Here is a 12,815-nt window from a genome sequence, read left to right as displayed (position 1 = left end):
TTCGTCCTGCAGTGTGACTGGAGGCCGATTACAGGTCGCCGTAGCCCAAGGAGCGCAGTGCACGCTCATCATCGGACCAGCCACCCTTAACCTTCACCCAAAGGTTGAGCATGATCTTGGAGTCGAACAACAACTCCATATCCTTGCGCGCTTCGGTGCCGATACGCTTGATACGCTCGCCCTTGTCGCCAATGATGATTTTCTTCTGGCCGTCACGTTCGACGAGGATCAGCGCATGGATATGCAGGGTCTTGCCCTGCTGCTTGAACTCTTCGATTTCGACGGTGATCTGGTACGGCAGCTCGGCGCCCATCTGGCGCATGATTTTCTCGCGGACCAGTTCGGCGGCAAGGAAGCGGCTGCTGCGGTCGGTGATCTGGTCTTCCGGGAAGAAGTGCTCGTTTTCCGGCAGGTAACCGGCGATCACGCGCTCCAGGGCTTCCAGGTTATGGCCGTGCTGGGCCGAGATCGGCATGATCTGGGCGTTCGGCAGTTGTTCCTGCAACCAGGTCAGGTGCGGCATCAGCTCGGCTTTGTCCTCGATACGGTCGGTCTTGTTCAGCGCGACGATCAACGGGCCGGTCACATACTGCACACGCTCGAGGACCATCTGGTCTTCGTCGGTCCACTTGGTGCGGTCCACCACGAAGATCACCACGTCGACGTCTTTCAACGCGGCCGAGGCGGTCTTGTTCATGTAGCGGTTCAGGGCTTTCTCGCCGCCTTTGTGCATGCCAGGGGTATCGACATACACCGCTTGCACATTGCCTTCGGTCTTGATGCCCAGCATGTTGTGGCGGGTGGTCTGGGGCTTGCGCGAGGTGATCGCGAGCTTCTGGCCGAGGATGTGGTTGAGCAGCGTGGACTTGCCCACGTTCGGGCGGCCGACGATGGCAACATAGCCACAGCGTGTTGCGGTTGAATCAGTCATGGCCATTCTCCACGCCCAGGGCAATCAGTGCTGCAGCGGCCGCTACCTGTTCGGCAATACGACGGCTCACACCCTGACCTCGGCTTTTTTCGTTCAATAAGGTGATTTCACATTCCACGAAGAACACCCGGCAATGGGGTTCGCCCTGGATATCCACCACTTCGTAGCGTGGCAGTTCGCAACCGCGGGACTGCAGGTACTCTTGCAGGCGGGTCTTGGGATCCTTGTTGGTATCTACCAGCGTCAGGCTTTCGATTTCCGAGGCCAGCCAGGCGACAACGCGCTCCTTGGCCGTCTCCATGCCTGCATCGAGGTAGATCGCACCGATCAAGGCTTCCAGGGCATCAGCCAGGATTGACTCGCGACGGAAACCGCCGCTTTTCAACTCACCGGAACCCAGCCGCAGGTACTCGCCCAGGCCAAAGCCTCGGGCCAGCACGGCCAGGGTCTCGCCTTTCACAAGGCGTGCGCGCAAGCGCGAAAGCTGGCCTTCCCGCGCTTGGGGGAAACGCTCGAACAGCGCCTCGCCGGCGGCGAAATTGAGGATAGCGTCACCGAGGAATTCCAGGCGCTCGTTATTGCGCCCTGCAAAGCTGCGGTGTGTGAGGGCAAGGACCATCAATTCCTGGTCCTTGAAGGTGTAGCCGAGCTGACGCTCGAGACGACTTAGAGAAACGGTCACGGTTTATCCATATCTAGTTGATGGCACCGGCGGCCATCGACGATTGACGCAGTGTTCAAATTCAAATCCTGATGGGTACCGGGCATCGGAAAATGTCCAAGCCCCAGAAAAGCATTCGGCGCTGTGTTCACAGCGCCGCTTGTATTACTTGATCAGCCCGACCCGCGAGAAGTTCGGCAGGTGGCTGAGCTTGGGTTCCGGCCAACTCATCCAGACCGCGAAGGCTTTGCCGACAATGTTCTCGTCGGGCACCATGCCCAGCAGGTCCTTGGGAATGTTGGGGTCATCCCAGTAGCGGCTGTCGTTGGAGTTGTCGCGGTTATCGCCCATCATGAAGTAGTGCCCGGCAGGCACTTTCCACTGGCCATCAGGCATCGCGCGGTAGCGGCTCATCTCCTTGCGGATTTCATGCTCCACCGCACCGAGTTTTTCCTGATACAGCTCGGCACTGCCCAACGTGTTCGGTTCGGCACCCAGCAGCTTCTCGGCCACCGACTCACCGTTGATCAACAGACGCTTGTCGCTGGTGTAGCGCACCACGTCGCCCGGCAAGCCGACCACACGCTTGATGTAGTTGACGTTCGGGTCGCTTGGGTAGCGGAACACCATCACATCGCCGCGCTGCGGGTCACCCACCGGGATGACTTTCTTGTCGATCACCGGCAGGCGAATGCCGTAGGAAAACTTGTTCACCAGGATGAAGTCGCCCACGTCCAGGGTCGGCTTCATCGACCCCGAAGGGATCTGGAACGGTTCGACCAAAAACGAGCGCAGCACCAGCACGATGAACAACACCGGGAAGAACGACTTGCCGTACTCAACCAGCAAAGGCTCTTTGTTCAGCTTCTCGACCACCACCGCATCGGGCTGGCTGACGCTGCCCTGATAGGAAGCGATGGCCGCCCGACGGCGCGGGGCGAAGAACACCAAATCGAGCAACGCCAGGAGACCGCAGACGGCAACGGCGATGACCAGCAACAGCGGGAAATTTAGCGACATAGGACCTAACTATCCAACCTGAGCACCGCAAGGAAGGCTTCTTGTGGAATTTCCACATTGCCCACTTGCTTCATGCGTTTTTTACCGGCCTTTTGCTTCTCAAGCAGCTTGCGCTTACGGCTGACGTCGCCGCCATAGCATTTGGCCAGTACGTTCTTTCTGAGTGCCTTGACGGAGGTCCGCGCAATGATCTGCCCGCCAATGGCGGCCTGGATCGCGACGTCGAACATCTGGCGCGGAATCAGTTCTTTCATCTTCTCGGTCAATTGGCGACCTTTGTAGTGCGCGTTGTCCTTGTGCACGATCAGTGCCAGGGCATCGACCTTGTCGCCGTTGATCAACACATCCAGTTTCACCAGATTAGCCGATTGGTAACGGTCGAAATGGTAATCCAGCGAAGCATAGCCGCGACTGGTGGATTTGAGACGGTCGAAGAAGTCCAGGACCACTTCGTTCATCGGCAAGTCGTAGGTCACTTGCACCTGGGTACCGAGGAACAGCATGTCGTGCTGTACGCCACGCTTTTCGATACACAAGGTAATCACGTTACCCAGGTGTTCCTGTGGCACAAGGATATTGGCGCGCACGATCGGTTCGCGCATGTCTTCGATGGAAGACAGGTCTGGGAGCTTGGACGGGTTATCGACGTAAATCGTTTCACCGGTTTTCAGCGCCAGCTCAAAAATAACGGTCGGTGCCGTGGTGATCAGGTCCAGGTCGTATTCGCGCTCGAGGCGCTCCTGGATGATTTCCATGTGCAGCATGCCGAGGAAGCCGCAGCGGAAGCCGAAGCCCAGGGCGTCGGAGCTTTCCGGGGTGTACTGCAACGACGAATCGTTGAGGGTCAGCTTTTGCAAGGCTTCGCGGAAGTCTTCGAAGTCATCCGAGCTGACCGGGAACAGGCCGGCGTAGACCTGCGGCTGGATGCGCTTGAAGCCCGGCAGCACGTCGACGTCCGGGGTGGAGCTGAGGGTCAGCGTGTCACCGACCGGGGCACCGTGGATGTCCTTGATACCGGCGATGATGAAACCTACTTCGCCGGCCTTCAGGTCCGTGGTGGCGGTGTGCTTGGGGTTGAATACACCGACGCTGTCCACCAGGTGGATCTTGCCGGTGGACTTGACCAGGATCTTGTCGCCCTTCTTCACACGGCCATGGCGCACACGTACCAGGGAAACAACCCCCAGGTAGTTGTCGAACCATGAGTCGATGATCAACGCTTGCAGCGGATCTTCGTAGTTGCCGGTTGGCGCGGGAATGGTTTTGACCAGGCGCTCGAGCACTTCGTCGACGCCCAGGCCGGTCTTGGCGCTGCACTCGACGGCGTCGGTGGCGTCAATGCCGATGATTTTCTCGATTTCTTCCTTGACGCGATCAGGATCGGCCTGAGGCAGGTCGATCTTGTTCAGTACCGGCATGACCTCCAGGCCCTGCTCGATAGCGGTGTAGCAGTTGGCCACGGACTGGGCTTCAACGCCCTGCCCCGCGTCAACCACCAGCAATGCGCCTTCGCAGGCTGCCAGGGAGCGGCTGACTTCATAGGTGAAGTCGACGTGGCCTGGGGTGTCAATGAAATTCAGCTGGTACTTGATACCGTCTTTGGCGGTGTAGTACAGGGTCACGCTGTGGGCCTTGATGGTGATCCCGCGCTCGCGTTCAAGGTCCATGGAGTCCAGGACCTGGGCTTCCATTTCACGCTCGGCAAGGCCGCCGCACATCTGGATGAATCGATCGGCCAGCGTCGACTTGCCATGGTCAATGTGGGCGATGATGGAGAAATTGCGGATATGACTCAAATCACTCACGGATCAACACTCAAAAAGGCTGCAGGCAGATTGCCCGCTGAAAAATAGCCGGGAATTGTACCTGATGCTCAGGCCAGACGTCATCTTTGCTGACCAATACAAAAAAGCCCCGTGTCCACGGGGCTTTTTACTGCAGGAGCGAGCTTGCTCGCGAAGATCGCCACCGATAACGCGCTCATCCTGGATGAACGCGGCGTTTCGAAGACTTTCGCGAGCAAGCTCGCTCCTACAGTGAGTGACATTCGCGAGCGCGGCGTCAACCGGCCCGACGCAGCAGCCAGAACCCGGCCACGGCACAAATAGCTGTTGGTACCAGCACCGCAAACAGCGGCGAGAAACCGAATACCAGGCTTGATGGGCCGAGCAGATCCTGGGCGATGCGGAAGGTAAAGCCCACCAGCACACCGGTAAATACCCGTTGGCCCAGGGTCACGGAACGCAATGGCCCGAAAATGAAGGAAATCGCCATCAACACCAAGGCGGCGGTAACCACCGGCTGCAAGACTTTCACCCAGAACGCCAGCCAGTAGCGGCCATTGTTCAGGCCCTGCTCCTTGAGGTAGTGGATATAGCTCCACAAACCAGAGATCGGCAGGGCTTCCGGCACCATCACCACGGTGTTGAGCAACTCCGGCTTGAGGGCGATATCCCACTGCTCGGTCGGTACATTGACCACTTCGGTGCTGGACTGGGTGCCCTGGCCCACGTTACGGAAGTGCGTGGTGGTGACGTCGCTCAGTTGCCATTGCTCGCCACTGTACTGCGCGCGCTTGGCGAAGCTGGACGACAACATGTGCCGCTCTTTGTCGAAGGTGTAGCGGGTCACCCCGATCAACAGGCCACCCGGTTGCACGGCGTTGATGTGGATGAACTCGTCACCCTGGCGGTGCCACAGGCCGTGCTTGGCGCTTTGCGCATCGCCCGAACCCTGGGCCAGGGCACGATTGGCCTGGGCGGTGGCTTCGGCCGGTGGTGCGACGTATTCACCGATCAGCACGCTGCAGGCCATCAGCAGCAGCATCGGTTTCATGACCGCCCAGACGATACGGCCGATGGAAACCCCGGCGGCGCGCATGATGGTCAGCTCGCTGTTGCTGGCCAGGGTACCCAGGCCGATCAGACAGCCAATCAGCGCGGCCATCGGCATCATGTCGTAAAGACGACGCGGCGCGGTCAGTACCACGTAGCTCAGCACGTCCGTGACGGTGTAAGTGTCAGTAACGTTGCCCACTTCATCAATGAAGGCGAACAACAAGGCCAGGCCAAGGATGATGCCCAGTACCGCCAGGATGGCGATCAGTACACTAATGCCGATGTAGCGATCAAGCTTAGCCACGAGCCATCTCCTTCAGGCCACGACGGCTCTTCATTTTCAAACGGATAGGTTCCCAGTAGAGCAGCCCCAGGCCGATCATCAGGAAAACCCCGTGCACCCACCACAGGCCCAGGGCCGGCGGCAACTTGCCCTTCTCCAGGGAACCACGGGCAGAAATCAGGATAGTCAGGTAGGCCATGTACAACAGGATCGCCGGCAGCAACTTGAGGAACCGCCCCTGGCGCGGGTTGACGCGCGACAGCGGCACAGCCATCAGGGTCACGATAAACACCAGCAGCGGCAGGGAAAGGCGCCATTGCAACTCGGCGATGGAGCGCAATTCCGGGCTGCCGAACAGCGATGAGGTGGGCAGTGCGTCGCGGTCGGTGACCTCGTCACTGATCTCGGCCTTGGGCAGCATGACGCCATAGGTGTCGTACTTGATCGCCCGATAGTCCGCCAGGCCAGGGCTGCCGTCGTAGCGGTAGCCGTTTTCCAGGATCAGGTAGCGATTGCCATCGGGACGGATTTCCTGGCGACCGCTGTCGGCCACCAGAATCGAAATACCCCGATCCTTCTGGTTCTGACCGAGGTTCTTCTGGGAGATGAACACGCCGCCAAGGTTGGAGCGGTCGTCGGTCATGGTTTCGGTGTAGGTCACCCGCGAACCGTCGCTGAGCGACTGGAAGCGACCGGGCTCGAGGGTGTCGAACTCAGTCATCGCATCCTGCTTGTTCAGCAGCAGCTGGAACTGCATGGCCCCCTGGGGCGCCAGGCTCATGCTCAACCAGGCCACCACCAGGGCAACACCGGCGGCAGGCACCATGGTCATGGCCAGCAGGCGCTGCTGGCTCATGCCGGTGGCCGACAGCACGGTCATCTCGCTTTCCAGGTACAGCCGGCCATAGGCCAGCAATATGCCGAGAAACAGGCCAAGCGGCAGGATCAACTGGAGCATGCCGGGCATCCGGTAGCCCATGATCAGGAACAGTGAGCCCGGATCCAGGGCGCCAGCGGCGGCCTGGGCCAGGAACTTGACGAAACGACCACTCATGATGATGACCAGCAACACCGCACTCACGGCACTCAGGGTCAACAGGACTTCGCGGGACAGATAACGGAAGACAATCAAACCAGACACTCCAGGGTTGTCAGGCTAAGGCGGCCAAACAAGCAAGCATACCGAGTCGACCCGTTTACCACGGGCCGGCTAAAAAGATGGCGCATTATCCTGTGATTGACCGCGCCTGTCACGGAGCTTACTCATGCGCACGCACAAAGCGTGCGCCAAGGGTTGTCAGGCTCCGCTGGCGAGGTTCAAACTGCGGCCTTTGTCGCTGGCGGTTTACAACGCTGCCGAGCTTTAAAGCCGGAGTACAGACTCCTGGCTCACAGACCTTGATAAGGGACCCGAAAATGGAATTGGTTGTAAAAAGCGTTAGCCCCGAAACGTTGAAAACCGCCACCCTCGTGGTCGCTGTCGGCGAAGGCCGCACACTCGGCGTCGCCGCCAAGCAACTAGACGAACTGAGCGGCGGCGCTATCAGCGCAGTGCTCAAGCGCGGCGACCTGGCCGGCAAGGTCGGCCAGAGCCTGCTGCTGCAGAGCCTGCCCAACCTTAAAGCCGAGCGCGTTTTGCTGGTGGGCGTGGGCAAGGATGCCGAACTGGGCGACCGTCCGTTTCGCAAGATCGTCAGCGGCATCCTCACCATCCTCAAGGGCCTGGGCGGCAGCGATGCGGTGCTGGCGCTCGATGAAATCGTGGTCAAGGGCCGCGACAGCTACGGCAAGACCCGACTGCTGGCTGAGTCGCTGGTGGACGGCGGCTATATTTTCGACCAGTTCAAGAGCCAGAAAGCCGAACCCCGCGCCCTGAAGAAAATCACCCTGCTGACCATCAAGGCCGCCCAGGCTGAGGTTCAGCGCGCCGTTACCCACGCGCAAGCCATCGCCAACGGCATGTCGTTCACCCGCGATCTGGGCAACCTGCCGCCGAACATCTGCCACCCGACATTCCTGGGCGAACAGGCCAAGGCATTGGGCAAAGAGTTCAAGGGCTTGAAGGTTGAAGTGCTGGACGAGAAGAAGATCAAGGACCTGGGCATGGGCTCGTTCTATGCCGTGGGCCAGGGCAGCGACCAGCCGCCACGCCTGATCGTGATGCAATACAACGGCGGCAAGAAGTCCGAGAAGCCTTACGCCCTGGTAGGTAAAGGCATCACCTTCGACACCGGCGGCATCAGCCTCAAGCCGGGTGCCGGCATGGACGAGATGAAGTACGACATGGGCGGCGCCGCCAGCGTGTTCGGCACCCTGCGTGCCGTGCTGGAACTGAAGCTGCCGATCAACCTGGTGTGCATCCTGGCCTGCGCCGAGAACATGCCGAGCGGCGGCGCGGCTCGCCCAGGCGATATCGTCACCACCATGAGCGGCCAGACCGTGGAGATCCTCAACACCGACGCCGAAGGCCGCCTGGTGCTGTGCGATGCCCTGACCTACGCCGAGCGCTTCAAACCCCAGGCCGTGATTGACATCGCCACCCTGACCGGTGCCTGCATCGTGGCCCTGGGCTCCCACACCTCGGGCCTGCTGGGCAATAATGACGAACTGATCGAGCAACTGCTCAGCGCCGGCAAGGCCGCCGACGACCGCGCCTGGCAACTGCCGCTGTTCGATGAGTACCAGGAACAGCTCGACAGCCCGTTCGCCGACATCGCCAACATTGGTGGCCCGAAAGCCGGCACCATCACGGCGGCCTGCTTCCTGTCGCGCTTTGCCAAGAACTTCAACTGGGCGCACCTGGACATCGCCGGCACGGCCTGGACCAGCGGCGGCAAGGACAAGGGCGCCACTGGCCGTCCGGTGCCCCTGCTGACCCAATACCTGCTGGATCGCGCCAAAGCTTAAGCGCCCCCGGCCCTTCTGTAGGAGCGAGCTTGCTCGCGAAGATCGCCAACGATAACGCGCCCATCCTGGATGAACGCGGTGTCCTCTGGTTTTTCGCGAGCAAGCTCGCTCCTACAGGACTGGCGGGCCAGTACCAGGAACTGCAATGACCCAAGTCGACTTCTATATATTGCCCAGCGCCAATCCCCTCGCGCGCCTGGACTTTGCCTGCAAACTCACTGAAAAAGCCTGGCGCATGGGCCACCGCATCTATCTGCATTGCAGCGATGCCGCCCAGCGTGAGGAGCTGGATGCGCGCCTGTGGCGCTTCAAGGGCGAAAGCTTCGTGCCCCACGGCCCCGCCGAATCCGAACCCGAAAGCCTGGTCGTCCTGGGTTTGGGCGACAGTTGCGGCAATCATCAGGACCTACTGGTCAACCTCGACCTGAAAGTACCGGCCTTTGCCAAGGTTTTTGCCCGCGTGGCGGAAGTGGTGGTGGAAGACCCGGCTATTCGTCAGGCCGCGCGGGAGAGTTTCCGTTTCTATCGCGAACAGGGCTATTCTCTGCAAGATCACCGGCTACAACGACTTTGAGCACACGATGGACACTCCCAACCCGCTGAAAAAAGACGACCACCTGCTGGATGACCTGGAGTCGATCCGTCAATTGCTGGGTGATGACAACCTGCAACCGCCGCTGCTGACCGAAACGGTCGAGGGCGAGGTACAGATCCCGCTGTTGTTCGACATGGTCGGCGGCAAGCCTGCCGCGCCGGCGCCTGTGGTTGCAGAACCCGCTCCAGCCGCCGAAAAAGCCCCCGACGCCCTGTTGCTGCACCTGGACAACGAACTGCGCGCCGCTGCGCAATTGATCATGCAGGATGTGATCGATGACTTTGCGCCGCATATCGAGGCTGAGATCAAGCGTCGGATGGATGCCAGGATGGAGCGGTTGCTCAGCCAATACCAGAATTAGCCTTTCTGTAGGAGCGAGCTTGCTCGCGAAAATCCTCAACGATAACGCGGGTAGCCTGAGTAAACGCAGCGCCCTCTCGTTCTTCGCGAGCAAGCTCGCTCCTACCCCTCGCCCCTATCCCCCGTTATACTTGCCGGCTTTCCTGAATAAATGCCAACTAGGGTCCCGCCGCGCATGGATAAGACCTACCAGCCCCACGCTATCGAAACTTCCTGGTACAACACCTGGGAGTCCGAGAACTATTTCGCCCCACAAGGTGCGGGCGACTCGTACACCATCATGATTCCGCCACCGAACGTCACTGGCAGCCTGCACATGGGCCATGGCTTCAACAATGCGATCATGGATGCGTTGATCCGCTTCCGCCGCATGCAGGGTCGCGACACCCTGTGGCAACCGGGCACCGACCACGCCGGTATCGCCACCCAGATGCTGGTGGAACGCCAACTGGAAGCCACCGGCCAGAACCGTCACGACCTGGGTCGCGAGAAATTCCTGGAGAAAGTCTGGGAATGGAAAGACCAGTCCGGCGGCAATATCAGCCGTCAGATCCGTCGCCTGGGTTCGTCCGTAGACTGGAGCCGCGAGCGCTTCACCATGGACGACGGCCTGTCCGAAGCCGTAAAGGAAGCCTTTGTGCGCCTGCATGAAGACGGCCTGATCTACCGCGGCAAGCGCCTGGTCAACTGGGACACCAAGTTGCACACGGCGATTTCCGACCTCGAAGTGGAAAACCACGACGAGAAAGGCTTCCTGTGGAACCTCAAGTACCCGCTGGCCGACGGCGCCAAGACCGCCGAAGGCAACGATTACCTGATCGTCGCCACCACCCGCCCGGAAACCATGCTCGGTGACGCGGCCGTGGCCGTTAACCCGAACGATGAACGCTACCAGGCGCTGATCGGCAAGTTCGTCGAACTGCCGCTGGTTGGCCGCCGCATTCCGATCATCGCGGACGACTATTGCGACCCTGAATTCGGCACCGGCTGCGTGAAAATCACCCCGGCCCACGATTTCAATGACTACGAAGTCGGTAAGCGCCACAACCTGCCGTTGCTGAACATCTTCGACAAGAATGCCGCCGTATTGCCGGCCTGCCAGGTGTTCAACCTGGACGGCACGCTCAACGACAGCATCGACGGCAAGATCCCGGCTGAATATGCAGGCCTGGACCGTTTTGAAGCGCGCAAGCAGATCGTTGCCGCCTTCGACGCTGCCGGCTTGCTGGTCAGCGTCGATGACCACGGCCTGAAAGTGCCGAAGGGCGACCGCTCCGGCACCGTGATCGAGCCGTGGCTGACCGACCAGTGGTACGTGTCCACCAAGCCGCTGGCCGAGCCTGCGATTGCCGCCGTGGAAGATGGCCGCATCCAGTTCGTGCCTAAACAGTACGAAAACATGTACTTCTCGTGGATGCGCGACATCCAGGACTGGTGCATCAGCCGTCAGCTGTGGTGGGGCCACCGTATTCCGGCCTGGTACGACGAGTCGGGCAAGGTCTATGTGGGCCGCGACGAAGCTGAAGTACGTGCCAAGCACAACCTCGGCGCCGACATCGCGCTGCAACAGGACAACGACGTACTGGACACCTGGTTCAGTTCGGGCCTGTGGACCTTCTCTACCCTGGGCTGGCCGCAGCAGACCGAGTTCCTGAAGAAATTCCACTCCACCGACGTGCTGGTCACCGGCTTCGACATCATTTTCTTCTGGGTTGCCCGGATGATCATGCTCACCATGCACTTGGTGAAGAACGAAGACGGCACCCCGCAGGTACCGTTCAAGACCGTGTACGTACACGGCCTGGTACGCGACGGCCAGGGCCAGAAGATGTCCAAGTCCAAGGGCAACGTCCTGGACCCGCTGGACATCATCGACGGTATCGACCTGGAAACCCTGGTGCAGAAACGCACCTCTGGCCTGATGCAGCCGAAGCTGGCGAAGAAGATCGAGAAGCAGACCCGCGACGAATTCGAAGGCGGCATCGCCAGCTACGGCACCGACGCCCTGCGCTTCACCTTCTGCTCGCTGGCCTCTACCGGTCGCGACATCAAGTTCGACATGGGCCGCGTCGAAGGCTATCGCAACTTCTGCAACAAGATCTGGAACGCCGCGCGCTACGTGCTGGACAAAGGCGAAGACTGCGGCCAGAACGGCGAAGCCGTTGAACTGAGCCTGGCGGATCGCTGGATCATCTCGCAGTTGCAGCGCACCGAAGCCGAAGTGACCCGCCAGCTCGACCAGTTCCGTTTCGACCTGGCCGCACAGGCCCTGTACGAGTTCATCTGGAACCAGTATTGCGACTGGTACCTGGAACTGTCCAAGCCGGTGCTGTGGGACGAAAACGCTCCGGTCGAACGCCAGCGTGGCACCCGTCGCACCCTGGTGCGCGTGCTGGAAGTGGCATTGCGCCTGGCGCATCCGTTCATGCCGTTCATCACCGAAGAAATCTGGCAGCGCCTGGCGCCTCTGGCCGGTATCGAAGGCAAGACCATCATGCTGCAACCTTGGCCGGTGGCCAATGAAGCACGCATCGATGCGGCCGCCGAAAGCGATATCGAATGGCTCAAGACCCTGATGCTCGGCACGCGCAACATCCGCGCCGAGATGAACATCGGGCCGGGCAAGCCGCTGGCCGTGTTCGTCAAGAACGCCAGTACCGAAGACCAGCGTCGCCTCAGCGAGAACGATGCGCTGCTCAAGAAACTGGCCAAGCTGGAGTCGATCACTGTATTGGCTGCCGGTGCCGAAGCGCCGTTGTCCGCCACTGCGCTGGTGGGCGACATGGAAGTGCTGGTGCCGATGGCCGGGCTGATCGACAAGGGCGCGGAACTTGCCCGTCTCGACAAGGAAATCGCACGCCTGCAAGGTGAAGTGCAGCGAGTGGGCGGCAAGCTGTCCAACGCGGCGTTCGTCGACAAGGCGCCGGCTGAGGTGATCGAGAAAGAACGCGCCAAGTTGGCCGAGGCTGAACAGGCCTTGGGCAAGCTGGCGGAGCAACATGCGCGGATTTCCAGCCTGTAAGGCTTGCGCCGTGTAAAAAAGAGACCTTCGGGTCTCTTTTTTTTGCCCTCTGTGGGAGCTGGCTTGCCTGCGATACTGACGACTCGGTGTGTCAGGCAGACCGAGGTGATGCTATCGCAGGCAAACCAGCTCCCACATTTGACCGAGTTGTGTTCAGGAATGTGTGACAATGCCCACCACATTGAGCCAACACCAGAAT

The 12,815-nt window shown here is 60.3% G+C and carries 10 protein-coding genes; 4 read left to right on the top strand and 6 right to left on the bottom strand.

Going from position 1 to position 12,815, the window contains the following annotated elements; translation table 11 throughout:
• Positions 1 to 28: 28 nt before the first annotated feature.
• The 6 genes from era to lptF all read right to left on the bottom strand — a co-directional run bounded on the left by era (position 29) and on the right by lptF (position 6,864).
• Positions 29 to 931, bottom strand: coding sequence for a GTPase Era (era, locus tag BUE92_RS13725; protein ID WP_005785147.1), 903 nt, complete (start codon positions 929 to 931; stop codon positions 29 to 31).
• Positions 924 to 1,613: a ribonuclease III gene (gene rnc, locus BUE92_RS13720; protein ID WP_003188856.1), complete on the bottom strand. Its 690-nt coding sequence runs from the start codon at positions 1,611 to 1,613 to the stop codon at positions 924 to 926. The genes era and rnc overlap by 8 nt, the downstream gene beginning before the upstream one ends.
• A gap of 144 nt (positions 1,614 to 1,757) precedes the next feature.
• Positions 1,758 to 2,612, bottom strand: a complete 855-nt coding sequence (gene lepB / locus BUE92_RS13715) for a signal peptidase I (protein ID WP_073524273.1) — start codon at positions 2,610 to 2,612, stop codon at positions 1,758 to 1,760.
• 5 nt (positions 2,613 to 2,617) lie between these two features.
• Positions 2,618 to 4,417 carry a translation elongation factor 4 gene (gene lepA / locus BUE92_RS13710; protein ID WP_003210439.1) on the bottom strand — a complete coding sequence of 600 codons (1,800 nt, stop codon included), beginning with the start codon at positions 4,415 to 4,417 and terminating at the stop codon, positions 2,618 to 2,620.
• A 256-nt stretch (positions 4,418 to 4,673) separates the two neighbouring features.
• Positions 4,674 to 5,753, bottom strand: coding sequence for an LPS export ABC transporter permease LptG (lptG, locus tag BUE92_RS13705; protein WP_073524271.1), 1,080 nt, complete (start codon positions 5,751 to 5,753; stop codon positions 4,674 to 4,676).
• Complete coding sequence (gene lptF / locus BUE92_RS13700) at positions 5,746 to 6,864, bottom strand: LPS export ABC transporter permease LptF (RefSeq protein WP_073524269.1); 1,119 nt, start codon at positions 6,862 to 6,864, stop codon at positions 5,746 to 5,748. The genes lptG and lptF overlap by 8 nt, the downstream gene beginning before the upstream one ends.
• 284 nt (positions 6,865 to 7,148) lie before the next feature.
• On the opposite strand from lptF, the gene BUE92_RS13695 reads away from it, so the two are divergent.
• From BUE92_RS13695 to BUE92_RS13675, 4 genes are all read left to right on the top strand, one after another.
• Positions 7,149 to 8,639 (top strand): leucyl aminopeptidase, encoded by a 1,491-nt coding sequence (locus tag BUE92_RS13695; protein WP_073524267.1) that lies wholly within the window; start codon positions 7,149 to 7,151, stop codon positions 8,637 to 8,639.
• 145 nt (positions 8,640 to 8,784) lie between these two features.
• On the top strand, positions 8,785 to 9,213 hold the full coding sequence (locus BUE92_RS13690) for a DNA polymerase III subunit chi (RefSeq protein WP_073524265.1): 429 nt from the start codon (positions 8,785 to 8,787) through the stop codon (positions 9,211 to 9,213).
• Positions 9,214 to 9,220: 7 nt separating this feature from the next.
• Complete coding sequence (locus BUE92_RS13685; RefSeq protein WP_073524263.1) at positions 9,221 to 9,595, top strand: DNA polymerase III subunit chi; 375 nt, start codon at positions 9,221 to 9,223, stop codon at positions 9,593 to 9,595.
• 174 nt (positions 9,596 to 9,769) lie between these two features.
• Positions 9,770 to 12,616 carry a valine--tRNA ligase gene (locus BUE92_RS13675; protein WP_073524261.1) on the top strand — a complete coding sequence of 949 codons (2,847 nt, stop codon included), beginning with the start codon at positions 9,770 to 9,772 and terminating at the stop codon, positions 12,614 to 12,616.
• Positions 12,617 to 12,815 lie beyond the last annotated feature (199 nt).

It is taken from the genome of Pseudomonas fluorescens, from assembly GCF_001902145.1.
GTDB lineage: Bacteria > Pseudomonadota > Gammaproteobacteria > Pseudomonadales > Pseudomonadaceae > Aquipseudomonas > Aquipseudomonas fluorescens_BV.
This window is presented reverse-complemented; position numbering and strand designations above follow the sequence as displayed.